General features: G+C 74.6%; 25 protein-coding genes. 7 read left to right on the top strand and 18 right to left on the bottom strand.

Features of this window, described 5'->3' with window-relative positions; all coding sequences use genetic code 11:
* The first annotated feature begins 36 nt into the window (after positions 1-36).
* The 3 genes from BKA00_RS03095 to BKA00_RS03085 are packed head-to-tail and all read left to right on the top strand — an operon-like array spanning position 37 to position 3,839.
* Positions 37-1,011 (top strand): DMT family transporter, encoded by a 975-nt coding sequence (locus BKA00_RS03095; protein ID WP_185023480.1) that lies wholly within the window; start codon positions 37-39, stop codon positions 1,009-1,011.
* 33 nt (positions 1,012-1,044) lie between these two features.
* Entirely contained in the window at positions 1,045-2,967 is a 1,923-nt protein-coding gene (pknB, locus tag BKA00_RS03090) for a Stk1 family PASTA domain-containing Ser/Thr kinase (RefSeq protein WP_185023479.1), read from the top strand.
* Between the two features lie 20 nt (positions 2,968-2,987).
* Positions 2,988-3,839 (top strand): deoxyribonuclease IV, encoded by an 852-nt coding sequence (locus tag BKA00_RS03085; RefSeq protein WP_185023478.1) that lies wholly within the window; start codon positions 2,988-2,990, stop codon positions 3,837-3,839.
* A gap of 732 nt (positions 3,840-4,571) precedes the next feature.
* Here the strand turns inward: BKA00_RS03085 and BKA00_RS03080 are convergent.
* The 5 genes from BKA00_RS03080 to BKA00_RS03060 all read right to left on the bottom strand — a co-directional run bounded on the left by BKA00_RS03080 (position 4,572) and on the right by BKA00_RS03060 (position 9,680).
* Positions 4,572-6,275, bottom strand: a complete 1,704-nt coding sequence (locus tag BKA00_RS03080; RefSeq protein WP_185023477.1) for a sodium:solute symporter family transporter — start codon at positions 6,273-6,275, stop codon at positions 4,572-4,574.
* The gene (locus BKA00_RS03075; protein ID WP_185023476.1) at positions 6,272-6,721 is read right to left on the bottom strand and encodes a hypothetical protein; all 450 of its coding nucleotides are present in this window, start codon (positions 6,719-6,721) and stop codon (positions 6,272-6,274) included. The genes BKA00_RS03080 and BKA00_RS03075 overlap by 4 nt, the downstream gene beginning before the upstream one ends.
* Complete coding sequence (locus BKA00_RS03070) at positions 6,711-7,508, bottom strand: LytR/AlgR family response regulator transcription factor (protein ID WP_185023475.1); 798 nt, start codon at positions 7,506-7,508, stop codon at positions 6,711-6,713. Before BKA00_RS03070 ends, BKA00_RS03075 begins: the two co-directional genes overlap by 11 nt.
* 77 nt (positions 7,509-7,585) lie before the next feature.
* On the bottom strand, positions 7,586-8,932 hold the full coding sequence (locus BKA00_RS03065) for a sensor histidine kinase (RefSeq protein ID WP_185023474.1): 1,347 nt from the start codon (positions 8,930-8,932) through the stop codon (positions 7,586-7,588).
* Between the two features lie 124 nt (positions 8,933-9,056).
* A complete protein-coding gene (locus tag BKA00_RS03060) occupies positions 9,057-9,680 on the bottom strand; it encodes a sulfite oxidase-like oxidoreductase (protein WP_185023473.1) in 624 nt (207 codons plus the stop codon).
* A 256-nt stretch (positions 9,681-9,936) separates the two neighbouring features.
* On the opposite strand from BKA00_RS03060, the gene aroF reads away from it, so the two are divergent.
* The 3 genes from aroF (at position 9,937) to BKA00_RS03045 (ending at position 13,132) form a co-directional block, all read left to right on the top strand.
* Positions 9,937-10,983, top strand: coding sequence for a 3-deoxy-7-phosphoheptulonate synthase (gene aroF / locus BKA00_RS03055; protein ID WP_185023472.1), 1,047 nt, complete (start codon positions 9,937-9,939; stop codon positions 10,981-10,983).
* A gap of 216 nt (positions 10,984-11,199) precedes the next feature.
* Positions 11,200-12,189, top strand: coding sequence for a DMT family transporter (locus BKA00_RS03050; RefSeq protein WP_185023471.1), 990 nt, complete (start codon positions 11,200-11,202; stop codon positions 12,187-12,189).
* A 40-nt stretch (positions 12,190-12,229) separates the two neighbouring features.
* On the top strand, positions 12,230-13,132 hold the full coding sequence (locus BKA00_RS03045) for a DUF5954 family protein (RefSeq protein WP_185023470.1): 903 nt from the start codon (positions 12,230-12,232) through the stop codon (positions 13,130-13,132).
* 24 nt (positions 13,133-13,156) lie between these two features.
* Here BKA00_RS03045 and thiI read toward each other — a convergent pair whose 3' ends face one another.
* From thiI to BKA00_RS03005, 8 genes are all read right to left on the bottom strand, one after another.
* Entirely contained in the window at positions 13,157-14,401 is a 1,245-nt protein-coding gene (gene thiI / locus BKA00_RS03040) for a tRNA uracil 4-sulfurtransferase ThiI (protein ID WP_185023469.1), read from the bottom strand.
* A 103-nt stretch (positions 14,402-14,504) separates the two neighbouring features.
* Entirely contained in the window at positions 14,505-15,530 is a 1,026-nt protein-coding gene (locus BKA00_RS03035; RefSeq protein WP_185023468.1) for a 6-phosphofructokinase, read from the bottom strand.
* Between the two features lie 169 nt (positions 15,531-15,699).
* On the bottom strand, positions 15,700-16,149 hold the full coding sequence (locus tag BKA00_RS03030; protein WP_221492995.1) for an SCO6045 C-terminal-like domain-containing protein: 450 nt from the start codon (positions 16,147-16,149) through the stop codon (positions 15,700-15,702).
* 13 nt (positions 16,150-16,162) lie between these two features.
* Positions 16,163-16,972, bottom strand: coding sequence for an MbnB/TglH/ChrH family RiPP precursor modification enzyme (locus tag BKA00_RS03025; RefSeq protein ID WP_185023467.1), 810 nt, complete (start codon positions 16,970-16,972; stop codon positions 16,163-16,165).
* A gap of 1 nt (position 16,973) precedes the next feature.
* Entirely contained in the window at positions 16,974-17,954 is a 981-nt protein-coding gene (locus BKA00_RS03020; RefSeq protein WP_185023466.1) for a TIGR04222 domain-containing membrane protein, read from the bottom strand.
* Between the two features lie 68 nt (positions 17,955-18,022).
* Positions 18,023-18,661, bottom strand: coding sequence for a response regulator (locus tag BKA00_RS03015; RefSeq protein WP_185033609.1), 639 nt, complete (start codon positions 18,659-18,661; stop codon positions 18,023-18,025).
* A 35-nt stretch (positions 18,662-18,696) separates the two neighbouring features.
* Positions 18,697-19,881: a MacS family sensor histidine kinase gene (macS, locus tag BKA00_RS03010; protein WP_230298491.1), complete on the bottom strand. Its 1,185-nt coding sequence runs from the start codon at positions 19,879-19,881 to the stop codon at positions 18,697-18,699.
* Complete coding sequence (locus tag BKA00_RS03005) at positions 19,868-20,605, bottom strand: lysophospholipid acyltransferase family protein (RefSeq protein WP_185023465.1); 738 nt, start codon at positions 20,603-20,605, stop codon at positions 19,868-19,870. The genes macS and BKA00_RS03005 overlap by 14 nt, the downstream gene beginning before the upstream one ends.
* A 369-nt stretch (positions 20,606-20,974) precedes the next feature.
* Between BKA00_RS03005 and BKA00_RS03000 the strand changes: the two genes are divergently transcribed.
* Positions 20,975-21,844: a hypothetical protein gene (locus BKA00_RS03000; RefSeq protein ID WP_185023464.1), complete on the top strand. Its 870-nt coding sequence runs from the start codon at positions 20,975-20,977 to the stop codon at positions 21,842-21,844.
* Here BKA00_RS03000 and BKA00_RS02995 read toward each other — a convergent pair.
* The 5 genes from BKA00_RS02995 to BKA00_RS02975 form a co-directional block, all read right to left on the bottom strand.
* Positions 21,841-22,536 (bottom strand): endonuclease/exonuclease/phosphatase family protein, encoded by a 696-nt coding sequence (locus BKA00_RS02995; protein ID WP_185023463.1) that lies wholly within the window; start codon positions 22,534-22,536, stop codon positions 21,841-21,843. The genes BKA00_RS03000 and BKA00_RS02995 overlap by 4 nt on opposite strands.
* Before the next feature lie 2 nt (positions 22,537-22,538).
* On the bottom strand, positions 22,539-23,507 hold the full coding sequence (locus tag BKA00_RS02990) for an ROK family glucokinase (RefSeq protein ID WP_173395718.1): 969 nt from the start codon (positions 23,505-23,507) through the stop codon (positions 22,539-22,541).
* A gap of 49 nt (positions 23,508-23,556) precedes the next feature.
* Positions 23,557-24,060 (bottom strand): hypothetical protein, encoded by a 504-nt coding sequence (locus BKA00_RS02985; protein WP_185023462.1) that lies wholly within the window; start codon positions 24,058-24,060, stop codon positions 23,557-23,559.
* A 76-nt stretch (positions 24,061-24,136) separates the two neighbouring features.
* Complete coding sequence (locus BKA00_RS02980; RefSeq protein WP_185023461.1) at positions 24,137-24,571, bottom strand: SRPBCC family protein; 435 nt, start codon at positions 24,569-24,571, stop codon at positions 24,137-24,139.
* Between the two features lie 62 nt (positions 24,572-24,633).
* Positions 24,634-25,401 carry a metallophosphoesterase family protein gene (locus BKA00_RS02975; RefSeq protein WP_185023460.1) on the bottom strand — a complete coding sequence of 256 codons (768 nt, stop codon included), beginning with the start codon at positions 25,399-25,401 and terminating at the stop codon, positions 24,634-24,636.
* Between the last annotated feature and the right edge of the window lie 33 nt (positions 25,402-25,434).

Here is a 25,434-nt window from a genome sequence, read left to right as displayed (position 1 = left end):
TGTCGATGGAAGCGTCCCCTCCCTAAGGTTCGTGACATGCATCAGGAAAGCGGTGCGCGGGCGAACAAGCTCGCGGTGGCGGCGGCGACGGTCACGGTGGTGTTCTGGGCCTCGGCCTTCGTCGCCATCCGCAGCGCGGGCGCCGAGTACAGCCCCGGCGCCCTCGCCCTCGGCCGCCTCCTGTCCGGGACGGTCGTGCTGGGGGCGCTCTGGCTCATCCGGCGCGAGGGCCTGCCGCCCAAGGCCGCCTGGCCCGGCATCGCCACCGCCGGCCTGCTGTGGTTCGGCGCCTACATGGTCGTCCTGAACTGGGGCGAGCAGCTGGTGGACGCGGGCACCGCCGCCCTCGTCGTCAACATCGGGCCGATCCTCATCGCGCTCCTCGGCGGCTGGCTGCTGAAGGAGGGCCTGTCGTCCCGGCTGCTGCTCGGCATGGCGGTGTCGTTCACCGGCGCCGCCGTCGTCGGGCTGTCGATGTCCGGCGACGGCCGCTCGTCCGTCGGCGGGGTGCTGCTCTGCCTGGCCGCCGCCGTCACCTACGCGGCGGGCGTCGTCGCCCAGAAGCCCGCGCTGAGGCACGCGTCGGCGCTCCAGTTCACCACGTTCGCCTGCGCGATCGGCACGGTCGCCTGCCTGCCCTTCTCCGGGCAGCTCGTCTCGCAGGCCGCGCACGCCCCCGCGGGCGCCACCCTCAACATGGTCTACCTGGGCATCTTCCCGACCGCGGTCGCCTTCACGACCTGGGGGTACGCCCTCGCCCGCACGACCGCCGGGAAGATGGGCGCCACCACCTACGCGGCGCCCGCCCTGGTGGTGCTGATGTCGTGGTTGTTCCTGGACGAGGTCCCCGGCCTGGTCACCCTCGGCGGCGGGCTGCTGTGCCTCGCCGGCGTGGCCGTCTCCCGCAGCACGCGGTCGCTGCGACGCCGCGTCCCGCCGGTCACTCCCGAACCGGGCGCCCCGGAGGCGTCACCCTCCGGGCTCATCGATGCTCATACTCGGGACGGATGAGAACCACGCGGATTCGCCCGTAAACTCGCACCGATGGACGCGACGGTTGCAGATCCACTCGTCGGGCGGGTGCTCGACGGGCGGTACCGCATTGAGTCCCGCATCGCGCGCGGCGGCATGGCCACGGTCTACCTCGCGCGCGACCTGAGGCTCGACCGCATCATCGCGATCAAGGTGATGCACGCCGGGCTCGCCTCGGACGAGGACTTCGTCGCCCGCTTCATCGGCGAGGCCAAGGCCGCCGCGGCGCTGTCGCACCCCAACGTCGTCGCCGTCTACGACCAGCGCACCGACGGCGAGCACGTCTTCCTGGTGATGGAGTACGTCGCCGGCCGCACCCTGCGCGACGCGCTGAACTCGCTCGGCCGGTTCGGCCCCCGCGCCGCCCTGGAGATCATGCAGCCGGTGCTGGCCGCCCTCGGCGCCGCGCACCGGGCCGGGCTCGTGCACCGCGACGTCAAACCCGAGAACGTGCTGATCACCGAGGACGGCCAGGTCAAGGTCGCCGACTTCGGCCTCGCGCGGGCCGAGACCGCCAGCAAGATGACCAAGACCGGCATGATCATCGGCACGGTCGGCTACCTGGCGCCCGAGCAGGTGCTGTCCGGCAACGCCGACTTCCGCTCCGACGTCTACGCCGCCGGGATCATGCTGTTCGAGCTGATCACCGGGCGGCTGCCGCACCAGGGCGACACGCCCCTCGCCGTTGCCTACAAGCACGTGAACGAGACGGTGCCGCCGCCCTCCAGCGTCGTCCCCGGCATCCCCCCGCGGGTGGACGCCCTGGTCACCGACGCCACGAGCCACGACCCGGTGCGCCGCCCGCAGGACGCGAACCAGTACCTGGCCGAGGTCGCCGAGGTGTTCGGCGGCCTGCCCCGCGACTTCGACCGCCGCGTCGAGGAGTCGTCCCGCAACGCGACGAGCGTCCTGGAGGCCCCGCCCGCCCACGGCCGCACCGCCGTCATGGACGCCGAGACCCTGGCGCCCGAGATCGCCGCCCGCCCCACCAGGACCGACCGGGCCCTCGGCGCGCTGACCGGCCGCTACGTGCTGATCGCCATCGGCCTGGTCGCGGCGGTCATCCTCGGCTGGGCCGTGTGGTACCAGACGTCCGGCCAGTACGAGCACGTCCCGTCCTCGATCATCGGGATGAAGGTCGCCGACGCCCGCGACCAACTGGAGTCCGACGGGCTGGACGTGCGCACCGCCAAGGCGGTCTACAGCGACCGCGTCCACAAGGGCGGCGTCGCCAAGTCCGACCCGCCCGCCGGGGCGCGCGTCTCCAAGGGCCAGACGGTCACCCTCACGCCGTCCCGGGGCATCACGCCCCGCGAGGTGCCCGACGTCGGGGGCAAGTCCCTCGCCGACGCCAAGAAGACCCTGGAGGACAAGGGCTTCACCGTCGGCCGGACGAGCAGCAGCCCCTCGCAGACCGTCTCCAAGGGAGACGTCATCAGCACCGACCCGGACGCCGGCGAGAAGCACTCCCCCGACGTGCCCGTCTCCATCGTCGTCTCCACGGGCATGTCGATGCCCGGCCTCCTCGGCCAGAACGGCGACGCCGCCGCCAACCAGCTGCGCTCCATGGGCCTGGACGTCACCGTCGAGAAGAAGCAGGTGAACGGCAAGGACCCCGACACGGTGATCAGCCAGGACCCGTCCGAGGGCACCGGCGTCTCCCGCGGCGACAAGGTCACCATCGTCGTCAACAAGCGCGACTGCATCGTCGACGCGGGCCCCTTCCAGTTCGGCTGCGACGACGGCGACGGCAACCAGAACGTCCCGGTCCCGGACCTGACCGGCCGCCGCGTCAACGAGGCCAAGAAGGCGCTGGAGGACTCCGGCTTCGAGGTCAACGTGACGGGCTTCGGCGGCAACGTCGTCCGCTTCCAGTCGCCCAGCAGCGGCGAGGCCCCGCGGGGCTCGACCATCACGATCGTCCGGGGTCCCTGACCGGCTAGTCTGAACACGCCATGACCTCACCCATCAGCCCCGTCGGGGCCCATGTCCCCGTGGCCGGCGGCCTCGCCACCGGCGGCCTGAAGTACGCCGCCGAGATCGGCGCCGAGGCGGTCCAGGTCTTCGTCTCCAACCCCCGCGGCTGGGCCCTGCCGGAGGGCAGGCCCGCCGAGGACGCCAAGCTCCGGGACGAGGGCGTCCCCGTCTACGTCCACGCTCCGTACCTGGTCAATCTCGGCTCCCCCACCCCGGAGACGCTCGAGAAGTCGCTGGCGGCGGTCCGCCACTCCCTGACCCGGGGCCGCGCCATCGGCGCCCGCGGCGTCGTCGTCCACACCGGCTCCGCCGTCACCCGGACCTACGACGAGGCCATGGCCCAGGTCCGCGAGCACGTCCTCCCGCTCCTCGACGAGATCCCCGAGGACGGCCCTGACCTGCTTCTGGAACCCATGGCGGGCCAGAACAACATGCTCTGCGCCAAGGTCCAGGACCTGGCCCCGTTCTTCGAGCGCCTCGACCACCACCCGAAGCTCGGCGTCTGCTTCGACACCTGCCACGCCTTCGCCGCCGGCCACGACCTGGCGGCCCCGGGCGGCGCCAAGGACACCCTCGACGCCCTGGTCGCCGCGGTGGGCGAGGGCCGCCTCAAACTGGTCCACGCCAACGACTCGAAGGACGCCTGCGCCTCGGCCAAGGACCGCCACGAGAACATCGGCGCCGGCCAGATAGGCGAGTCCCCCTTCGCCGACCTCTTCCGCCACCCCGCCACAGCGGGCGTCCCCTTCATCATCGAAACCCCAGGCCGAGCCCCCGCCCCCCACGCCGAAGACATCAAAACCCTGAAGCGTCTAAGGGATACCCCCTGACGCAAGCCCACCTCAGCCAATAAGGCCCCGCGAACGCTGGCGGTCGAACACCCCAGGACCCGCGACCGCGCCCAAAGGCAGATGCAAGCGAAGCAAGAATCCAATCGCGCAGCGACCCGCAAGGCGAGCCCCGCGCGCAGACCCGCACCCACTACTGCGACAACCCCAGCCGCCACAGCGACCCTGCAACAACCGGGGGACCGCGATCGCGTCCGAAGGCAGATTCAAGCGAAGCGAGAATCTGATCGCGCAGCGAGCCGCAAGGCGAGCCGGAGCGATGCCAGCGATCGCACGCTTTATCGACGATGGAGGGCCGCCAGGCCCGAAGGAGGAGAAAAAGCAAAAGAAAAAAGACTCAGGCGCCGCTGAACAACCCCCCGACTGTTCAGCGACGCCCGAGCCACAGGTCGCGGGATCCCACCCCCCCGGTACGGGATCCTGCGACTCACGATCCGGCGTGTGTCGCCGGATCTCCGGATTTGCTCTTGTGGGAGGGTTCGCGGCCGGGGGCCGCCCGCCCCTCCTCGGGCGGTGTGACGTGTGGTGCCACTGAGAACATTAGAGGGGGTCCGCCACCTGTGGACAGCTGGACGGCGCCCCTCTCGATGAACGGTGTGTAGTCAGAGATGTACGGAGCGTAGTCGCCGGATGAGCGGTCCCTGGGGCGGGACGAGCGGTCCGGGGTGGTGGCGCGGCGGGCGGGGCGGCGTCGTGAACGGTTCATAACGGGGCTCAACGGACGAACACGTCCTCGGGTAGGTGCAGTTTCGTCAGGGCCCGGTCGGCGCGGCGGGGGACGCGGCGGCGGGTCAGGAGCGAGACGGCGACCATGACGGCGAACGCGGCGGGGGCGATCAGGGCGGCGGGCTGCGCCACGGCGGCGGCGGGCCAGCCCGTCAGGGGGACCTCGTACAGGTGCAGGACGCCGGAGATGACGGCGAGGCCGGTGCCGACGACCAGGCCGGCGCCGGCGCCCGCGGCGGTCAGGCCGCGCCACCAGATCGCGAGGAGCAGGAGCGGGCACAGGGAGCACGCCGACACGCAGAGGGCCAGGGCGACGAGTCCGGCGGCGCCCTGGGTCCCGATCCTCGGGAGCAGGGCGAGGGGGACGACGAGCGCGAACACGGTGGCGACGCGGAAGGAGGCGACGCCGCTGCGGCGGGCGCACTGGGTGACCGTGCCGGCGATGGTGACGACGAGGCCGCAGGACGTGGAGATGAACGCGGCGAAGGCGCCGAGGGTGATGAGCCCGGTGAGCAGCGCGCCGGCCGGTCCAGGGATGCGCTGGGGCAGCAGCAGGACGGTCGCGTCGGTGTCGCCGGTCATCAGCAGTTCGGGCGCGTAGAGGCGTCCCATGGACGCGTAGATGGTGGGGAAGACGTAGAAGAGCGCGAGGAGGGCCGGGACGAGGGCCGCCGTGCGGCGGGCGGTGCTTCCGCTCGGGTTGGTGTAGAAGCGCATGAGGATGTGGGGCAGCCCCATGGTGCCGAGCAGGATGCCCAGGATCGCCGAGTACGTGCGGTAGAAGCCGTGTTCCTCCCCGCGGCCGAAGGGGGTGGCCCAGGTCTCGCCGCTCTGGGCGGGCAGGCGTTCGGCGTGCGGAACCGGCGCGCCGGCCGGGAAGACCACTTCGGCACTGGGGCCGATGGTGTGCCGCCCCGCGGCGAGGGTCATCGCCCCGCCGCCGTGGCGGACGCCGTCCACGCGGCCCCGGGCGGTGACGAGGACGGCGGCGGGCGCGGTGACCGCGACCTCGCTGGCCACGTGGACCCGGGTGGTGTGCGCGAACCGCGCCGGCCCGTCGCCGACGGGATCGGGGCGCCCGTCCATCTGCCACATGGCCAGCAGCGCCGCGGCGGGCACGGCGATGGCGACCAGTTTCACCCAGAACTGGAGGCTCTGGACGGCGGTGATGCTGCACATCCCCCCGGAGGCGACGAGCAGCAGGGTGACCGCGACCACGACGGCCCAGCCCGCCCACACCGGGGCGCCGGTCATCACGCGCAGGGTGACGCCCGCCCCCTGGAACTGCGGCAGCAGGTAGAACCAGCCGATGAAGCAGACGCAGCAGGTGACGATGCGGCGCACGGCCGGGGAGCCGAGCCTCCACTCGGCGAAGTCGGAGACGGTGTAGGCGCCGGACCGGCGCAGCGGCGCGGTGACGAACGCCAGGAGCAGGACGTGCCCGGCGGTCGCCGCGACGGGCAGCCACAACATGTCGGCGCCGTAGGCGAGCACCAGGCCCGCGGTGCCGAGGAACGCGGCGGCGGAGAGGTACTCACCGCTGATCGCCGAGGCGTTCCGCCAGGGGGTGACGCCCCGGGAGGCGACCAGGAGGTCGGAGGCGGTGCAGGCGGAGCGGCGGTCGCACGCGCCGAACGCGGCGGTCGCCAGCAGCAGCGCCAGGAGCGCCGCCGCCACCGCCACGGCGGTCATCGCCGGTCCGCCGGTCGCGTGAGGTCGCGTTCGGCGCGCTCGGCGCGGCCGAGCTGGCGGAACGACGCCGCGACCCAGACCGGCTGGATGCCGAAGGCGAGGACGAGCCAGGGCAGCGGGACGCCGTGCACGCGGGCCCGCGCCACCGCCGGGACGATCGCCATCAGCGCCGGGAGCGCCGTCACCACGGTCATGACGAACGCGCCGGTGCCGAGTGCGGTGCGCAGCTGGGCGCGGATGAGGAGGCGGGTCTCGGCGGGACCGATCGGCGGACCGGGGACGAGCGGGTCGGGCCGGACCGGGCCGGTATCGGGCGGTTCGGGATCCGCCGGGGCGGGCGCCGCGGCCTCGGCCCCCTGGGCCGTGCCCGGGGTCGCGCCCTCCGGCAGCGCGCGGGGGCGGAGGGCCGCCGCGCCCGCCACCGTGTCGCGGCGTTCATCGGTCATCGCGGCCCTCCCCGGGGTCACCGGCGCCGTCATCCGGCTGGTGGAACTTGCGGACGAGCAGGTCCCGGACCTCGCGGGTGTGGCGGCGGCTGACCTGCAGCAGCTCGTCCCCGATCTGGACGGCGGCCCGGCCGCCGTCGAAGCGCAGCTCGGTGATGTGCGCGGCCGCGACGAGGGTGCTGCGGTGGATCCGGATGAACCCCGCGCCCTCCCACCGCTTGGAGAGCGCGGACAGCGGCATGCGGACCAGGTAGCCGCCGTCGGCGGTGTGCAGCCGCACGTAGTCGCCCTGCGCCTCGACGTGGGTCACGGCCCGGCGGGACACCAGCCGCGTCCGGCCGCCGAGCTCGACGGGGATCATCTCGTCGTCGGGGTCGGGGGAGGCGTCCCCGGCGGGCGTGGACGGCCGGCGGACGGCCGCCGCCACGCGCCGGACGGATTCGGCCAGCCGCTCCGGCCGGACGGGCTTGAGCAGGTAGTCGAGGGCGCCCAGCTCGTAGGCGGTGACGGCGCAGTCGTCGTGCGCGGTGACGAACACCACGTGCGGCGGCGCGGCGAACCCGGTCAGCAGCCGGGTGAAGTCGAGCCCGTCGAGGCCCGGCATGCGGATGTCGAGGAACACGGCGTCGAGGCGCTCGCCCTCGACGAGCATCCGGCTCAGGTCGCGGAGCGCCGCCGAGGCGTCCGCGGCCCCGGTGACCCGCCCGATCCGCGGGTCCCTCCTGAGCAGGTAGGTCAGCTCCTCCAGGGCCGGGCGTTCATCGTCGACGGCGAGGACGTGAAGCATGAGGGCGACTTTGCCGCGATTACCGTCTGTCCGCAATCGGTTCCGAAAAGTGAGTGGCGTGTCGCCCGGATCGCGCCTCAGTCGGGAAAGACGCCCGGACGGTACTTCGGGACGCGCAATTTGACCTTGGTTCCGGCGCCGAGAGCTGTCTCGACGGTGAGGCCGTACTCGTCCCCGTAGACCTGGCGCATGCGCGCGTCGACGTTCGCGAGGCCTATGCCGGGGCCGCCATCCGGCCGGTCGTGGGTGGCGACGCTCCCCCAGCCGGTGGGCCCGGGCCGTCCGAGGGGCGCCGAAAGGATCTCCTCGAGCCGCTCGGGGTCCATGCCGATCCCGTCGTCCTCGACGCTGATCGCGGCCTCGGCGCCCGAGTCGCGGGCCACGATCGAGATGTGGAACGCGCGGCGGCCCCCGGCCATGCCGTGCCGGACGGCGTTCTCGACGAGCGGCTGGAGCGCGAGGAACGGGACGGCGACCGGCAGCACCTCGGGCGCGACCTCGACGTTGCACTGCAGCCGCTCGCCGAATCTGGCGCGCTCCAGAAGCAGGTAGCGGTCGATCGAGCGAAGCTCGTCGGCGAGCGTGGTGAAGTCGCGCGGGTTGCGGAACGAGTAGCGGGCGAAGTCGGCGAAGTCCAGCAGGAGGCCGCGGGCCCGCTCGGGGTCGGTGCGGACGAACGAGGCGATCGTGGTCAGCGAGTTGTAGACGAAGTGCGGCGAGATCTGCGCGCGCAGCGCGCGCAGCTCGGCCTCGGCGAGGCGGACGCGGACCGAGTCGAGCCCGGCCAGTTCGAGCTGGCCGGTGACGAGCCGGGCCGCCTCCCCCACCGCGCGGACGCGCGCCGTGGACGGGCTCGGCCAGTACGCGCTCAGCGCGCCCTCGACGCGGCCCCCGACGGCGAGGGGCGCGATCATCGCCACCTGGACGCCGCAGCGCGGATCGCCGCAGGCGAGCGGCTGCCGCCGCGTGACGACCCGGGGCCTGCCGGAAGCCAGGACGGGCAGCGCGTGCGCGACCGCCTCGTCCGCGTGGGCGCCGCGGCCGGCGCCGTCCCAGGCCAGCAGCCGCGGCGCGGCGCGCGCGTCGTCGCCCGGGTCGCCGGTGCCGCCCGGGTCGCCGGCGCCGTCCGGATCATCGGCGCCGTCCGGATCGTCGGGCGGGCGCGCCGCCACGATCGCGACGGCCTCGGCGCCGAGCAGCGAGCGCAGCAGCCGGGCCGCCCTGCGCGCCGCGTCGCCGGTGAGCCCGGCCCGCAGCGGGGGCGCGGCGTGCGCGATCAGGTGCAGGGCGGCGAGGGCGGCCGCCTCCGCCGGATCTGCGGGCCCTCGCCGCGGCAGGAGGCACCACCGGCGCGGCGCCCAGACCCCGCTGGCCCCGGCTGCCGCGGCGCACACCACGACATCTGTGACGGACGGTAGGTCCATGGAAACTTACGGTAATGGCTATCATCGCCGCGGGTGCGCCTGTTGCCGATTTACCGAGGTCTCGAATGGGACACGCTCGAACCGCCGGAAGGCCCGTACCAGCAGACCAATCGGGGCCCGCCGATCACAGCGGGGGCGACTCGCCCTCGTCCTCCTGGTATGAGTAGCGCTGCTCCCGCCACGGGTCGGCGACGTTGTGGTAGCCGCGCTCCTCCCAGAAGCCCCGGCGGTCCTTCACCAGGTACTCCACGCCCCGCACCCACTTCACGCTCTTCCACGCGTACAGGTGCGGGATGACGATGCGGACGGGGAAGCCGTGGTCGGGGGTGAGGCGCTCGCCGTCGCGGTGGGTGGCGAACACCGTCCCGTCGGCGAGGAAGTCGCTCATCCGGATGTTGGCGCTGTAGCCGTACTCGGCCCAGACCATGACGTGCGTGACGTCCGGCGCGGGCGGCGCCAGGTCGGTGATCGCCGTGCCGGGGACGCCCCGCCACTCGTTGTCCGGGATGGTGAACTTGGTGACGCAGTGGAAGTCGGCGACCGAGGCGGCCTTCGGGAGCGCGTCGAACTCGTCCCAGGTCCAGCGGTGCTGCTCCCCCGACTCGGTGGCGCCGAAGACCCGGAAATCCCAGTCCTTGGGACGGAACTTCGGGACGGGACCGTAGTGGAGGACGGGCCAGCCCCGGGGGACGTACTGCCCGGGCGGCAGTTCGCCCGGCTGCGGCGCGGGCTGTTCGGGGTTGGTCATGACGCGGCCATCCTGCCATCCGGAGTGAGCTGAGCCATATCCGGGGTGCGTGCGGGCCGCGGGCCCGGACATCGGCTACGCTTGCCCCATGCGCAGCGTCGTGTATCTGTTTTGGCCCGACCAGCCCGGACGGCTGGTCTGCCAGACGCTGCGCTGACAGACCACGAAGGCGAAAGCCCCGGGCCGGCCGGCCCGGGGCTTTCGTCGTTCCGGGGACCGGCCGGCCTCCCGGGGCGCGAAGGAGAGGCAGCAACCCATGGTCGTCGTCATGGCCCCGGAGGCCAGCGAAGCGGACGTCAGAGCCGTCGTCTCACTAGTTGAGACGGCGGGAGGCGACGCCTTCGTCAGCCGCGGCGTGGAACGGACCATCGTCGGGCTGGTGGGCGACGTCCAGCAGTTCGGCTCGCTGAACCTGCGCGGGATGCGCGGAGTCAGCGACGTCATCCGCATCTCGGCGCCCTACAAGCTGGTGAGCCGCGAGAACCACGCCGAGCGGTCGGTCGTCCGGGTCGGCGGGGTGCCGATCGGCCCCGGCACCGTGACGCTGATCGCCGGCCCCTGCGCGGTGGAGACCCCCGAGCAGACCCTCGGCGCGGCGCAGATGGCGCAGGCCGCGGGCGCGACGCTGCTGCGCGGCGGCGCGTTCAAGCCCCGCACGTCGCCGTACGCGTTCCAGGGCCTCGGTGAGGCCGGGCTGCGCATCCTCGCGGACGTGCGCGAGGAGACCGGCATGCCGATCGTCACCGAGGTCGTGGACGCCGGCGACGTCGAACTCGTCGCCTCCTACGCCGACATGCTGCAGATCGGCACCCGCAACGCGCAGAACTTCGCGCTGCTGCAGGCCGCCGGCGAGGCGGGCAAGCCGGTCATGCTGAAGCGCGGCATGAACGGCACGATCGAGGAGTGGCTGATGGCCGCCGAGTACGTCGCGCAGCGCGGCAACCTCGACATCGTGCTGTGCGAGCGGGGCATCCGCACGTTCGAGCGGGCGACCCGCAACACCCTCGACATCTCCGCGGTACCGGTGGCGCAGCGCCTCTCCCACCTGCCGGTCATCGTGGACCCGTCGCACTCGGGCGGCAGCCGCGACCTCGTCCTGCCGCTGACCCGCGCGGCGATCGCGGTCGGCGCCGACGGCGTGATCATCGACGTGCACCCGCACCCGGAGACCGCCCTGTGCGACGGCCCGCAGGCCCTGGTCGACGGCGACCTGCGCGAGCTCGCCAAGCTCGTCCGCGACCTGCCCCCGATCGTCGGCCGCTCCCTCGCCAGGAGCGAGGACCCCGACGCCGTGCCCGCCTGACCCGGGCGGGCGTCCCGCGGGGCGCCCGAACCGGTATCGTCCTGAACCATGGCTTACTGGGCACCCGACTGCGGACCGCCGCGCTCCTGACGGGGCGCGGCGACCGCATTCCCTGCTGATCCCCGCACGGCCCGGCGCGATCACGCGCCCGGCCGCTGCCGGCCTGCGCCCCGAATCCGGATCCCTCCTCCCGATTCGAGCCCAGGAGCCCTTTCCGTGTCCCAGAACACCTTTCTCAGGCGCGCGTCCGAAAAGCCCTCGCGGTCCCGTGCCCGGCGCGGCGGCGCCGACGTCCTGCTGGCGGCGTCCCTGTGGGGGACGACCGGCACCGTCCGCACGTACGCGGACGGCGCGTCCCCGTACTCGGTCGCCGCGATCCGCATCATCATCGGCGGCCTGGTGCTGCTGGCCCTCGCCGCGTCCACGCGGCGCGGCGCGGGGCTGCGCCGCCTGCTGGCGGACCGCCGCAACCTGGCGCTCGTCGGCCTCGGCGCGGCCGCCGTCACCGTGTACCAGACGGCGTTCTTCGTCGCCGTCGAGCGCACCGGCGTCGCGGTCGGCACCGTCGTCACGATCGGCAGCGCGCCCGTGTTCACCGGCGTGATCGGGCTGCTGGCCGGCCGGTCCGCGCCGACCGGGCGGTGGACGCTCGCCACGGCGGGGGCCGTCGCGGGCTGCGCGCTGCTCGTCGGCGGCGGCCGGGACGCGGGCGCGGAGCCGCTCGGCATCGGGCTCGCGCTGCTGTCCGGGCTGTCGTACGGGGGGTACGCGACGGTGGCGTCCGTCCTCATCACCCGGGGCGAGGAGGACCGGGCCGTCGCCGCGGCGCTGTTCGGCGCGGCGGCGGTCCCGCTCGTCCCCGTGCTGATCGCCGGACCGGCGGGCTGGCTGCTCACCGGGAGCGGCGCGCTCATCGCGCTCTACCTCGGCGTGGTCACCACGGGCGGGGGCTACCTGCTGTTCGCCCGGGGCCTGCGCACCACGCCCGCGACGACGGCGACGACCCTGACGCTCGCGGAGCCGGCGGTGGCGGCGGCGCTCGGCACGGTCCTGCTGGGCGAGCGGCTCGGCGGCGCCGCGCTGGGCGGCCTCGTGCTGCTGGCGGCGAGCCTGGTGGTCCTCGTGGCGCCCGCCCGCCGCCGCGGCCGCGGCGCGGCCGCGCGGGGCCGCGGAGAAGGCGCACAGGGCGGTAACGAATTGGTCTGAACCATTGGCCGGGCAGGGCGCGGCGAGGATGATGACCGGCATGACGACGGGAGATGGTGACGCCGGGGGGCGGCTGTTCCCGGACGACCTGGACGGCGTCGACCCGGTCGCCGCCGTGCTGCTGGCGGACGCCCGCCGCGCCCTGACGGCCTACCCGGAGCTGGTGGCCCTCGGCGCCGTGTTCACCGCCGCCGAGCGCGTTCCGGGCGGCTGGCAGATCGTGTGCCCGTTCGACCCGCTGCCGCAGGGGGCGCGCGAGCTCCTCGCCGACCACCTGGAGGACCGCGCCGCGCCGGGCACCGGCGCGCGGGCGCGCGACCTGGCGGCCGCGGCCCGCACGCTGCGGCGCGAGCCGGCCGACGAGGTGACCGCGGGCGGGCGGCGGTTCCGGATCGCGCGGATCGAGCAGCTGGCCCGCACCGGCCCGGACGGGCCCGAGCCGCCCCGTCCGACGGACCTGGACCCGGTGCCGGCGGGCGGCCGCGTCCCGCCCGCCCGGCCGCACGAGCTGCTGCCGGGCGACGGCCCGGCGTCCGACCTCGCCACGGCCGAGCTGCTGTGCCAGGTGCTGGACGCCGCGGCCGCCAGGGGGAACGAGCCGTCCGGCGCGTTCCTCACCCCGGTCGCGCTGGCGCCCGCGTTCACCGTCGCCGAGCGCGGCGAGCGGCGCTGGCGGCCGGTGGGACGGCTGTACGACGCGCCGCAGCAGGCCCGCGACTCGCTGGTCACCTACTTCAGGCACGTGGTGCCCGCGGTGGAGAGCCCCGCCGAGGCCGACATCGCCCGGTTCGCCGAGGCGGCGGAGCTGATGGAGGACGGCAGCCGCCGCAACGGCATCGCCGTCGCGGGCCGCCGCTTCCGCATCGTCCGCATCGAGCGGATCACCCTGATGGGCCCGGACGGCCCCGAGCCGCCCCGCCCGACGGACTTCGACGCCCGCTAGTTGTACTGGGTCATGAGGCGGGGGTCAGGCGACTGGGTCGCCGTAGGCGGGGCGGTGCTCCTGGACGGACGCGGCGAGCTGGTCGGCGAGCTCGCCGACGTCGAGGCGCTTCTCGATCTGCCGCAGATCCCCGATCTTGGCCCGGGTCTCGGCGCGGCGGGGCGCGAGCAGGGTGCAGCAGTCCTCGTCGGGCAGCTCGGAGATCGTCAGGGTGCGGATGCGGCGCGCCTGGTCCATGATCTCGACCTTGTCCATGCCGACGAGGGGCCGCAGGATGGGCAGCTCGACGGCGTCGTCCAGCGCGGTGATGTTGGCGAGGGTCTGGCTGGACACCTGCCCGAGCGCGTCGCCGGTGATCAGCGCGGAGCCGCGCAGCCGACGGGCGAGGACCTCCCCGGTGCGCAGCATCAGCCGCCGCTGCGCGATCACCGCGAGCCGGTCGGCGCCGGACGACTTGATCTGCTGCTGCGCCTTGCCGAAGGGCACGACGAACAGCCGCGACCCGGTCTGGAACTTGTCCAGCTCGCGGACGAGCGCGTACGCCTTGTAGATCGACTCGGGGCCGGTGAACGGCATGCCGGAGAAGTGCAGGTAGTCGACGCGCAGGCCGCGGCGCATCATCCGGTACGCGGCGACGGGCGAGTCGATGCCGCCCGACATCAGCACGAGGCCGCGGCCGCTCATCCCGACGGGCAGGCCGCCCTGCCCGGCCAGGCCGCCGGAGTAGACGAACACCTCGTCGCGGTCGACCTCGATCGACAGGGTGTGGTCGGGGTTCTTGAGCCGGACGGGCTGCCCGTAGCGGGCGGTGACGAGGGTGCCGATGTGCCGGTCGAGCTCGGTCGAGGTCATCGGGAACCGCTTGTCGCGGCGCCGGGACCGGACGGCGAAGGAGCCGGTCCGGCCGTCCATGAGCTCCAGTGCGGCGCGCTCGACGCTGGCGAGGTCCTTGCCGACCCGCCAGGCGCGGTGCGCCCACACGATGCCCATGACGTCGGTGATCCGCTGTGCGACGCGCTCCATGGTGGCAAGATCAGCATCGTGCTTGCGGACGATGAAGACGCCGTGCCGCCGGACGACGTCCACCCGGGCGATCGGCCGGACGGCGGTGCGCACGTTGTCGGCGAGGCGGCGTTCGAACTGCTCGCGGTTCTTGCCCTTGAGGACGATCTCGCCCAGTTTGAGCAGCACGCACGGCTCACCGTCGACCGGCGACTGCTCCCGGACGTCCGCCGCCGCGGTGCCGGGCGCGGTGTCGAGCGTGGTCATGCGTGATCCTCCTGGCGGGAACAGGGTAAAGAGAGGACCTCCAGTGTGGCCCAGAGAGGCCAACACCGCGACCCGCATTCCCTGTTCCCGCCCGGCGGGACGATCAGCCGAAGAAGACCTCGGCCTCGGAGTAGCGCTCCAGCGGGACGGTCTTGAGCTCCTTCGTCGCCTCGTCGAGGCCGACGCGGACGATGTCGGTGCCCTGGAGGGCGACCATCTTGCCGTAGTCGCCGTCCTTGACGGCGTCGATGGCCTGGAGGCCGAAGCGGGTGGCGAGGACGCGGTCGAACGCGGTGGGGGTGCCGCCGCGCTGGATGTGCCCGAGCACGGTGGCGCGGGCCTCCTTGCCGGTGCGCTTCTCGATCTCGTCGGCGAGGGCCTGCCCGATGCCGCCGAGCCGGACGTGCCCGAACGCGTCGCGCTCGCCGGTCTGCAGCTGCATCTGCCCGTCGACGGGGTGCGCGCCCTCCGACACCACGATGATCGGCGCGTAGCGGGTCTTGAACCGGCTCTCCACGTACTGGCAGACCTTCTCGATGTCGAAGGGCCGCTCGGGGATGAGGATGACGTTGGCGCCGGCGGCCATGCCGACGTGCAGCGCGATCCAGCCCGCGTGCCGGCCCATGACCTCGCAGATCAGCGCGCGGTGGTGGCTCTCGGCGGTGGTGTGCAGCCGGTCGACGGCCTCCATGCCGATGTTCACCGCGGTGTCGAAACCGAAGGTGTAGTCGGTCGCGTTCAGGTCGTTGTCGATCGTCTTCGGGACGCCGACGACGTTGACCCCGTTGGCGTACAGCTCGCGCGCGACGCCGAGGGTGTCCTCGCCGCCGATGGCGATCAGCGCGTCCACGCCGAGGCCCGCGAGGTTGTCCTTGATCCGTTCGACGCCGCCCTCGACCTTGACCGGGTTGGTCCGCGACGAGCCGAGGATCGTCCCGCCGCGCGGCAGGATCCCGCGCACGGCCTGGACGTCGAGGGCCACGGTGTCGCCTTCGAGGGGCCCGCGCCAGCCGGCCCGGAAGCCGACGAACTCGTAGCCGTAGACCTGGACGCCCTTGCGGACGACCGCGCGGATCACCGCGTTCAGGCCGGGGCAGTCCCCGCCTCCGGTCAGCACTCCGACGCGCATGCCGTCACCTTCTCCCGCCACCGGGCTCCTCCCTCGGGTCCACGTTCTCAGCCTAGTCGCCGCACGCGGCGGCGCGGGGCTTCGCCGGATGTCCCGGCGCGCCGCCATTGGTCTAGACCATAGCCCGTGGCGGGGGCGCCCGGCACTTCGTTCGCGGCGACGGCGCCCCTCAGCCGGACGGGTTCCGGCCGAAGACGCGGACCCGTCCCCGGAAGGCCACCGCCGCTCCCCCGGGCACGCGCCGCGCCGCCGCCCTGCGCGGGCGCGGCGGGGCCTGCCCGTCATAGGACCACCGCGCCTCCGCCAGCGCGAGTTCCCGCGCCGCTTCGCCGGCGAGCCGGTCCCGGTTCCCGCGGGCGAAGTCCCAGCCGTCGCGGAAGGAGCCGCGCGTCGGGCGCTCGGCGGCCCACGCCGCGAAGACCGCCTTCCAGGACGTCCCGTACGAGGCGGCCAGGGCCGGCCATGCGCGGGCGACCTCGCCCGCGCGCTTGAGCAGGATCCCGTGCGCGGCGGCCCGCACCGCCTCGGCGTCGAACCCCTCCGGCATCGGCCCGCCCGCCGTCATGGCCCGGACGAGCGCCTCCTGCGCCGCCGCCAGCCGGGCGTCGAACCCGCTCACGTTCCCGATCCGCTCATGTGACGGGCTCCAGTCCGGAGGCGGCGGCGATCGCGTCCAGCTCGGCGCGCAGCTCCGCGGCGGGCGGGTAGCGGCCGTCGCGCTCCAGCAGGAGGCCGGGCGGGCGGTGCCGCGCGCACAGCTCCGCGACCAGCTCCAGCACCTCGGCGGGGACGGCGGCCGCGTGCGTGTCGTGGTACCGCCCGCCCTCCTCCGAGCCGCCCGCGACGTGGCAGTAGGCGACGCGGTCCAGCGGAAGGCGGTCGAGGAGGGCGGCGGGGTCCTCGCCCCGGTTGCGCGCGTTGGCGTACACGTTGGCGACGTCCAGCAGCAGCAGGGCGCCGGTGCGCTCCATCAGCTCGGTCAGGAAGTCGGCCTCGGTGTACTCGGCGTCCGGCCAGTCGAAGAGCGCGGCGATGGGCTCGACGGCCAGCGGGACGGGCAGCTCCGCCTGCGTCCGGCGGATGTTGGCGGTCAGCGCGTCCAGCGCGGCGCGGGTGCGCGGCACCGGCAGCAGGTGCCCGGCCTCGACGCCGCCCGCGCGCACGAACGCGACGTGCTCGCTCGCCAGCGGCGCGCCGAGCGCCTCGGCGCAGGCGGCCAGGTGCGCGACCCGCTCGGCGGCCACGGGCTCGGCGCCGCCGAGCGACAGCCGCACCCCGTGCGGGACGATCGCCGCGCCGCGGTCGCGCAGCGCGAGCAGCTCGGGGGCCGGCCCCTCCGGGTGCACCGACTCGGCGATCACTTCGGCGAAGCGCAGCCCCGGCAGCGCGCCGACGAACCCGGCGATCTCGGGGCGCCAGCCGATCCCCACGCCCAGCCGCATCTCAGCTTCCTCCGCCGCAGCCGCCGCCACCGCAGCCGCCGCCCCCTCCGCAGCCGCTCCCGCCGCCGCCGCTCCCCCCGCCGCACGACCCGCCTCCTCCGCAGGACGAGGACGAGCACACCGAGGCGGTCGAGGAGCAGGAGGAGCCCGAGTAGCCGCCGGAGGAGGCCGCGGCCCCGGCCATCTCCAGGTACCGGCCGAGCCCCACGGTCTGGGCGAACGCCGGGTCGAGCGCCATGAGCGCGGCCGTGCCGAACAGCGCCACGCCCATCAGCACGGCGGGCGCCGGCAGCCCGGCGTAGGCCGGCTCGTTCGCCGGGTCGAGGTCGGGCCGGGACTCCTTGGCCCGCTCGACGGCCAGCTCGCCCTCCCGCGTCCGCTCGGCGCCCGAGTCGAGGCCGAGGGCTCCGAAGCCGAGGGCGATCAGCCCGGCCATCGGCACGGCCTTGCCGGCGAACCCGCTGAAGGCGTCGCTCACGACGAAGGCGGCGAAGCCGAGCAGTATCCAGCCGAACATGACCCCCTGGAGGGTGCGCAGCCGGCGGCGCCCGGCCGGCGCGAGCACCATGCCCTGCGCGGCGAGCCCGTCGCGGAGCTGGTCGAGCGCCGCGCGCACGCCCGGCTCGGCGGTGATCTCGGCGAGCGTCCCGGCCCGCAGGTGCGCGACGGCCCCGAAGACCGCCGCGTCCAGCGGCGTCCCGGCGGCGCGCGGCCCGGCGCCGGACGGCTCGGTGGCCAGCAGCCTGCCGTCGGCGTAGGCGTCGGCAGCGCCGTCCAGCCGCAGCGCCGTGACCGAGGCGGCTATCGCGTGGCGCCCCCCGCCCTGCAGGTAGGCGACCTCGTAGGGGTGCAGCTCGCGCGCCGGGGGGCTGCCCCGCCGCACCGCGGCCCGCATCCGCCGCAGGACCGCCAGCAGCGCGAGGCCGGCCAGGAGGTGGGCCGCGAGGAACCCCAGCGCGGGGCCCAGGATCTCGTCCGCCATGACGCGCTCCCGTCGCTGTTCGCCTTTGCCGGTGAGACGCAGGCGGCGCCGCGGCGGTTCGCCCCGCGCTACTCCTCCTCGTCGAGGCCCTTCTCGATGGCGTAGCGGACGAGTTCGACGCGGTTGTGGAGCTGGAGCTTGCCGAGGGTGTTCTGCACGTGGTTCTGCACCGTCCGGTGGGACAGGACGAGGCGCTGCGCGATCTGCTTGTAGGTCAGGCCCTTCGCGACGAGGCGCAGCACCTCGGTCTCGCGCTCGGTCAGCCGCGGCGCGTCGTCGTCCGCGCGGGCGGGTGCGGCGGCGAGGCGGCGGTACTCGCCGAGGACGAGCCCGGCGAGCCCGGGGGTGAAGACGGCGTCGCCCTCACCGGTCCGCCGGACGGCGTCCAGGAACTCCTCGCGGGCGGCGGACTTGAGCAGGTAGCCGGTCGCGCCCGCCTTCACCGCCTCCAGGACGTCCTGCTGCTCGCCGCTGGCCGACAGCACCAGCACGCGGACGGGCGGGTCGGCGGCGGCGAGGCGCCGGGTCACCTCGACCCCGCTGAGGTCGGGCAGCTGGAGGTCGACCACGGCCACCTGGGGGCGCGCGGCGGCGGCGATGCGGACGGCGGCGCGGCCCTCCCCCGCGGTCGCGACCACGTCGTGCCCGGCCTCGCCGAGGTCGCGGGCCACCGCCTCGCGCCACATCGGGTGGTCGTCCACGACCATGACCCGGAGGGGCCGGAGGGGAACGTCGCTCACGGTCACACCCTAGCCCGCGGCACGGTCATCTCGACCTCGGTCCCGTCGCCCTCACCCGAGACGATCGACACGGTGCCGCCGAGGTCGGCGATGCGGCCGCGGATGGACTGGGCGACGCCGAGCCGCCCGTCCGCGGCCGCCCGGTCCAGCCGCCCGGGGGGCACGCCCGGGCCGTCGTCGCGGACGCTGACGGTGACCTCGCCCTCGCCGTCCTCCAGCAGGACCCAGGCGCGGGCCCCCTCGCCGCAGTGCCGCCGGACGTTGTCGAGGGCCGCCGCCACCGCCGCCTCGACCTCCCCGGCGGCGTGGGCCGGCAGCCGCACCTCCGTGGCGGGCGTCGACACCGTCACGGAGGTGGAGGCGTGCCCGGCCAGCAGCGGCCGCAGGTCGGTCCCGGCGCCGGAGGCGTCCGCGGGCGGCACCGCCGGACCCGCGCCGACGAGGGCGCGCAGGGCCGCCTCCTGCTCGCCCGCGAGGCGGCCGAGCTCGGCCGCCTCGCCGCCGAGCTCGCCGCCGCGCCGCTGCACCATCGCCAGGACCTGGAGCACCGAGTCGTGGATGCGGCGCGCCAGCCGCTCCCGCTCGCGGGTCGCCGCCTCCAGCTCGACGGCCCGCGCCAGCCGCGCCTCCGCCTCCCGCGCCAGCCGCACGACGTGCCCGACGACGAGGCCCGCGAGGAACAGCAGGACGATGCCGTTGAACGTCGTGCCGCCGATGCCGCCGCTCGTCCCGGCGACCGCGTGCACCATCAGGTTCGCGGCGGCCAGGACGGCCGCGGCCGCGACGCCGGCCCGCCGCCCGCCGGCGACCGCCCACGAGAGCACCGCGGCCGCCACCCACGACACCGGCAGCGTGGGGCGCCCGGCGGCGATGTTCCCGGACGCCTCCACCCACGCCGTCGCCAGCACGCATCCCGCCGCGACGGCGAGGTCGGCGGCCAGCAGCGGCCGGCCGCGGCGAGCCCGGCCGGTGGAGGCGAAGGCGGCGGGGCCGAAGGCGAACGACGCGTAGCCGGTCCACCCGGCCATGACGGCGAGGACGGCCCATCCGCCGAAGGGGTGGGCGTAGCCGCCGTGGTTCATGGCGATCACGACCGCGGCGTAGCCCAGGGCGAGCCCGCGGTAGACGGCCACGGCCCGCCACAGCGCGGTCTCCAGGCCCGTCCCGCGCGGCTCAGCCGCGGTCACTCAGCCCTCCGTCGTCCTCCTCGACCGGACGCACCTCCTTGCCGGCGAGCTCCGCCTTCACCTCGGCGGAGTACCGGTCGACGTACTCCTGCCCGGACAGCCTCTGGATCGCCATCATGATCTCGTCGGTGATCTCGCGGAGCACCTCGTGGTCGTCCTCGCGCCCGTAGTGGCGGGAGAAGTCCATGGGCTCGCCGAACCGCACGCCCGGCCGGATCCCGAGCCGCGGGTACGGCCTGCCGGGCGGCATCAGCTCGAAGGTGTTGACCATCGCCATCGGGATCACCGGCACCCGCGACTTCAGCGCCAGCCGCGCGACCCCCGTCTTGCCGCGGTACAGCCGGTTGTCGGGCGCCCGGGTGCCCTCGGGGTAGATGCCGAGGAGCTTGCCCTCGCCGAGGATGCGCAGCCCCGTCTGCAGCGCCGCCTCGGCCGCCGAGCCGCCGGTCCGGTCGACCGGCACCACCCCGACGCCGGTGAAGAAGCCCTTGCTGACCAGCCCCTTGATCCCCCGGCCGGTGAAGTACTCCTCCTTGCCGATGAAGAAGATCGGGCGCATCAGCGGCAGCGGGCCGAAGAAGTGGTCGGCGAACGACAGGTGGTTGCTCACCATCAGCGCCGGCCCGCGCTTCGGGACGTTGCGCGCCCCCCGGTTCCGCGGCCACCACAGCAGGTACATGACCGGGGAGAGGACGATCCTCAGCAGGATCCAGAACCAGAGCATCGTATGCGGGTACCTTTCCCTCGGACCGGACGCCCCCGCGCGGGCGTGCCCCGGTCCTGGCCGACGGGGATGATGGGACATCCTCCCACTCTCCGTCTCACCGATCTACCGGCCGGTACCCGTCACCGGGACCAGGCCGCGCGACGGCGGCGGGCCGGGAATAACCGTAGGCTCGGAGCGGTAAATCTCAATCGGGTGCGCCGGAGGGCTTGTCCCGGGCGGCGCAGCGAATACCGTGGGACACACGTTTCGGGGTGTCCGGGAGTGCCTCCACGCGGGGGCGACCGGGCATCACATGTCAATGGGGGGAGCGGAGGCCGCCATGCCGGTGCTGTCGGTCACGCCGGAGTCGTCGAAGGAGCCGGCCCCGTGAATCGCCGTGGCAATGGACTGTCAGCGGAGACCTACGCCCCACTCGTCGACCTCGCGCCGCATCTCGCGGACGCGATGCTGTCGGCGCTCGGCGAGGCGGGCGTCGCGGCGTACGCGGCGTCCCCGTCCGGCCTTCCCGAGCTCGCCGAGGCGGCGGCGGAGCCGGTCGCCGGCGACGTCCTCGACCGGCTGTACGTGGACGTCGACATGAAGCCGGCCGCCGAGGGCATCCTGCGCGTGCACCTCGCCCGGCTGCGCGAGGCCTCGGCCCGCGGCTCCGACGGCGACCGCGAGGCCTCCGAACTCGCCGACGCCGACCTGCCGGGCACCGAACGCGCGGACGCCGACCGCCTCGACGCCGCGGAGCGCGCCGGGACCGGCCTCGCCGGCGCGGGCCAGGCGGGCGGCGCCGCCGAACGCGACGAGGACGCCATCTGGGCCGAGATCGTCGCCGGGTACGACTCCGTCCCCGAGGGCGACGAGGTCCCGTGGCCCGACGAGGAGGACATCCGCGAGCCCGCCGACCCCCCGCGCGAGGGCGAGGACCGCACCGGGCGGCTGCCCCGCGCCCGCGTGATCAAGCCGGCCGAGGAGCCGGCGTTCCCGGCCGGCGACGACGACGGCGACGAGGAGCACTACGTCCCGCCCCCTCCCCCGCCGCTGCCGAGCGCCGACCCGCTCACCAAGGGCGCCTGGATCGCGCTGATCGGCGGTCCCGTCTACCTGCTGGTGACCGTCATCCTCGACTGGGAGGTCCCCGGCTGGGCCGCCTTCCTCGCGGTCGCCGCGTTCATCGGCGGCTTCGTCACCCTCGTCCTGCGCATGGGCGACGAGCCCCGCGACCCCGACGACGGGGCCGTCGTCTAGGAAGGTCCGAGCTCGGCCAGCACGGGCCGGTGGTCGGTGGCCCGGGCGTGGTCGCCGGCGTCGTCGGGCGGCACCCCGCACGCGGTGACCCGCACGGCGGGGTCGGCGAAGACGCCGTCGATGCGGCGCTTCGGGTCGCGCGCGGTGAAGGTGAGCTCCCCGCCCGCCGGAGCGGCCGCGTAGGCGTCCTGGAACCGGTCCGCCAGCAGCGACCAGGCCGGCCCGCCCGGCTCCTCGTTGACGTCGCCCGCGAGCACGACCGGGGCGCCGTGGCGGTCGCGGGCGCGGTCGAGGCGGACGATGATCTCGTGGACGTGCCGCAGCCGCGGGCCGTCCGCCAGGTCGAGGTGGGTGCTCGCGGCGATCAGGCGGGTGCCGCCGACCTCCAGGACGGCGATCGCGAGGGCGCGGCGGTGCAGGCCCGGGTCCGGGGTGAGCAGGTGGAACTCGCGGGCCACGCGGCGCACGTGCGGCGCGGCGAGGACGGCGAGCCCGCAGGCCCGCCGCCCCGCCGCGATCCGCAGGCCGCAGTCCCGCGCCAGGCGGCGGCGGCGCAGCCGCCACCCCCAGAAGCGCGGGACCTCCTGCACGCACACCACGTCCGGGGCGTTCGCGCGGACGACGCGGGCCACGGCGGCCGGGTCGTCGCGCAGCGACCGGACGTTGTAGGAGAGCAGCCGGACGGCGGCCACGCTCAGACGATCACGTCCTGGAACGGGCGGACGCGGGCCAGGTCGGCGGCGCCGACGATGCCCGCCGCGGAGCCCAGCTCGGCGATCCGGATGTCGGGCAGCGGGCGGTGGCCGCGGCCGGTCAGGGCGTCCTCGAACGCGGCGCGGATCGGGTCGAGCAGCAGGTCGCCGGCGTCCGACAGGCCGCCGCCGATGATGAAGGCGCCCGGGTCGAGGATCGCGCTGAGGTCGGCCAGGCCCTGGCCCGCCCAGTGCGCGATCGTCCGGAAGCACTCCAGCGCCGCCTTGTCGCCCTCCCGGGCCGCCTGCGACACCTCGGGGCCGCTGATGCCCTCGGGCCGCCCGCCGCCGAGCTCCAGCAGGCGCCCCGCCATCGCGGGCGCCACCCGGGCCAGGTCGCGCGCCTCGTGCACGAGGGCGTTGCCGCTGGCGTACTGCTCCCAGCAGCCGCGGTTGCCGCAGCCGCAGCGGCGCCCGTCCGGGACGACCCGGAAGTGCCCCATCTCCGCGCCGATGCCGAACCGGCCCCGGTACAGCTCGCCGTTGATGATGATGCCGCCGCCGATGCCGGTGCCGAGGGCGACCAGGACGAGGAAGTTCTCGCCGCGCCCGGCGCCGAACCGGGCCTCGCCCCACGCGGTGGCGTTGCCGTCGTTCTCCACGACCACCGGCAGCCCGACGAGGCTCTCGACCTTCTCCTTGATCGGCTCGTCGCGCCAGGCGAGGTTCGGCGCGAACAGCACGGTGGAGCGGGTCTCGTCGACGAAGCCCGCGGTGCCGAGCCCGACCGCCGCGACCTCCTCGTACTTGCCCTTCAGCAGGTCGACGACCTCGGCGATGGTCTCGGCGGTCTCCTTGGGGTTGGTCGAGGGAGTCGGCCGGCGGACCTTCTCCAGGATCGTCCCCCGGTCGTCGACGACCCCCGCGGCCACCTTCGTGCCGCCCACATCCACGCCGATGGTCAGGGCCATGTAACCCTTCCTCCTCCTCGCGTCGCCCCTGGCTGGAGCCACTCCCGCTCTACCCGATGTCGATGGGGCCGCCGGTGGCGGCCGACCACGGGTCGCCCGGATCGGGACGTTCCGACCGATCCGACGTACCCGCCCGCGCGCCCTCCGACGCCTCCGGCGCCTCCGGCGGCCCGGTCCGGCCGGATCCGCGCGTCCGGTGGGACCCCTGCGCCCGGTCGGGCGCGCGGGTCCGGTCGAACGCCGCCGCCACGTCCAGGGCGGCGGCGACCAGGGACCGCCCGGCCTCGCGCAGGTGCCGTCCCACGTCGCCGCCGGACTCCCGCTTGACCGCGATGGCCCGGCAGACCGGGCAGTCGCGGCACTCGGGCGCGCCGGTGGCGATGTGCGGCCCGCCCGGCCCGCCCGCGGGCTCGTCGGCGATGGCACGGTCCCACACGTCCCCGGCCGGCTCGTCCCGGCGCGCGCGCTCGTCCCGGCCGCCGCCCACCCGCCTGATCAGCGCGTCGACGAGCTTGGCCGCCTCGTCCAGGACGTCGCCCGGCTGGTCGCTCATGTCTCCATCTTCCATCCGTCGTCGGCGTGAACGGTATCGCCTCCGCGCCGTGTTCAGGCCACCGCCCGCGGCGGGATCAGCCCTCCACGTGGCGCTTGAGGCCCTTGAGGGCGGAGTCGATGATCCGCTTCTCGCCCTTGCGCCGCACCATCCCGATCATGGGGATGCGGACGTCCACCGCCAGCTCGTAGGTCACCTCGGTGGCGCCGCCCTCCTCCACCAGGCCGTAGGCGCCGTGCAGCCCGGTGACGACCGTGCCCGGCTCCACCAGCTCCCACGTCACCCGGTCGTCGCCCTCCCAGGTGTAGGCGAGCCCGACGGTGTCGCTGAACGGGCCGCCGTCGAACGTGAGACGGGCGCGGGCGGCCCGGCCGTCCTCGCCCGTCTCCTGCACGGTGAACTCGCGGATGCCGCTCGCCCACTCCGGGTACGCCTCGAGATCGGCGATCACCGCCATGATCTCGGCCTTCCCGGCCTTGACCGTGACGGAGGAACTCGTGCGGTCCGCCATCTGCGTCTCCCTCCGGCTCGCCCCGAACCCCTGGGGGCCCGCTGTCCCTAGAGAAGTATGGTTCACACCGTCAGGACGTAGGGCACACCGCGCGCGCGGAAGTGCCCGACGTTCACGCATTCGGTGCGGCCGATGCGGATCCGGCTCGCCAGCGGCTGATGGACGTGCCCGAACAGCACGTACTTCGGCTGCGTGCGGTGGATGGCCTCCAGGACCGCCTCGCTGCCGCGCTCGAACCTGCGGGCCACCGTGTCGTACAGCAGCTCGGGGACGGCGGGCGGGATGTGGCAGCACAGCACGTCCACCTCGCCGACCGCCTCGACCTTGGCCGCGTAGGCCTCCTCGTCCAGCTCGTAGGGGGTGCGGTACTCGGTGCGCAGGCCGCCGCCGACGAACCCGAACCGCAGCCCGCCGATCTCGGTGGTCTGGCCGTCCAGGACGTGGTGGCCGTCGCGCAGGTGCGCGTCCCACAGCCGGGGGACGTCGACGTTGCCGTAGGTCAGGTACGCCGGGGCGGGCATGGCCGCGAACAGTTCGGCGTACTGGCGGTTCACCGCCCGCTCGATGTGCGGCCGGGCGTCCCCCTCCAGCGAGGCCCACAGTCCCCGGGAGAACTCGCGGGCCTCGTCGAAGCGCTTCTCGGTGCGCAGCCCGATGAAGCGGTCGGCGTTGTCCTCGCCGAACAGGTCGGCGAAGATCCCCTGCCCGTGGTCGTGGTAGTCGATGAACAGGATCAGATCGCCCAGGCAGATGAGCGCGTCCGCACCGTCCGCAGCGCCCGCCAGCGCGTCCGCGCGGCCGTGGACGTCGCTCACCACATGGATCCTCATGAACCGAATGTAATGGCGCCGGCCGCCGCGGTG

The organism is Actinomadura coerulea, from assembly GCF_014208105.1.
In the GTDB taxonomy this organism is placed as follows: domain Bacteria; phylum Actinomycetota; class Actinomycetes; order Streptosporangiales; family Streptosporangiaceae; genus Spirillospora; species Spirillospora coerulea.
The sequence above is the reverse complement of the archived record's forward strand: the minus strand, read 5'-3'. Positions and strand labels throughout refer to the sequence as shown.

Bases quoted from the DNA above. Each gene is read 5' to 3' on its own strand.
- BKA00_RS03070 (WP_185023475.1), bottom strand. From the start codon at position 7,508: ATGCTTCACGTCCTCGCCGTCGACGATGAACGCCCGGCCCTGGAGGAG.
- aroF (WP_185023472.1), top strand. From the start codon at position 9,937: ATGGTCGTCGTCATGGCCCCGGAGGCCAGCGAAGCGGACGTCAGAGCC.
- BKA00_RS03095 (WP_185023480.1), top strand. From the start codon at position 37: ATGCATCAGGAAAGCGGTGCGCGGGCGAACAAGCTCGCGGTGGCGGCG.
- BKA00_RS03065 (WP_185023474.1), bottom strand. From the start codon at position 8,932: ATGGACCTACCGTCCGTCACAGATGTCGTGGTGTGCGCCGCGGCAGCC.
- BKA00_RS03085 (WP_185023478.1), top strand. From the start codon at position 2,988: ATGACCTCACCCATCAGCCCCGTCGGGGCCCATGTCCCCGTGGCCGGC.
- BKA00_RS03020 (WP_185023466.1), bottom strand. From the start codon at position 17,954: ATGGCGGACGAGATCCTGGGCCCCGCGCTGGGGTTCCTCGCGGCCCAC.
- BKA00_RS03075 (WP_185023476.1), bottom strand. From the start codon at position 6,721: ATGACCGATGAACGCCGCGACACGGTGGCGGGCGCGGCGGCCCTCCGC.
- BKA00_RS03060 (WP_185023473.1), bottom strand. From the start codon at position 9,680: ATGACCAACCCCGAACAGCCCGCGCCGCAGCCGGGCGAACTGCCGCCC.
- BKA00_RS03035 (WP_185023468.1), bottom strand. From the start codon at position 15,530: ATGCGCGTCGGAGTGCTGACCGGAGGCGGGGACTGCCCCGGCCTGAAC.
- BKA00_RS03015 (WP_185033609.1), bottom strand. From the start codon at position 18,661: ATGGTCGTGGACGACCACCCGATGTGGCGCGAGGCGGTGGCCCGCGAC.
- BKA00_RS02985 (WP_185023462.1), bottom strand. From the start codon at position 24,060: ATGAGCGACCAGCCGGGCGACGTCCTGGACGAGGCGGCCAAGCTCGTC.
- BKA00_RS03005 (WP_185023465.1), bottom strand. From the start codon at position 20,605: ATGCTCTGGTTCTGGATCCTGCTGAGGATCGTCCTCTCCCCGGTCATG.
- BKA00_RS03045 (WP_185023470.1), top strand. From the start codon at position 12,230: ATGACGACGGGAGATGGTGACGCCGGGGGGCGGCTGTTCCCGGACGAC.
- BKA00_RS03080 (WP_185023477.1), bottom strand. From the start codon at position 6,275: ATGACCGCCGTGGCGGTGGCGGCGGCGCTCCTGGCGCTGCTGCTGGCG.
- BKA00_RS02990 (WP_173395718.1), bottom strand. From the start codon at position 23,507: ATGGCCCTGACCATCGGCGTGGATGTGGGCGGCACGAAGGTGGCCGCG.
- BKA00_RS03025 (WP_185023467.1), bottom strand. From the start codon at position 16,972: ATGCGGCTGGGCGTGGGGATCGGCTGGCGCCCCGAGATCGCCGGGTTC.
- BKA00_RS02975 (WP_185023460.1), bottom strand. From the start codon at position 25,401: ATGAGGATCCATGTGGTGAGCGACGTCCACGGCCGCGCGGACGCGCTG.
- thiI (WP_185023469.1), bottom strand. From the start codon at position 14,401: ATGACCACGCTCGACACCGCGCCCGGCACCGCGGCGGCGGACGTCCGG.
- BKA00_RS02980 (WP_185023461.1), bottom strand. From the start codon at position 24,571: ATGGCGGACCGCACGAGTTCCTCCGTCACGGTCAAGGCCGGGAAGGCC.
- pknB (WP_185023479.1), top strand. From the start codon at position 1,045: ATGGACGCGACGGTTGCAGATCCACTCGTCGGGCGGGTGCTCGACGGG.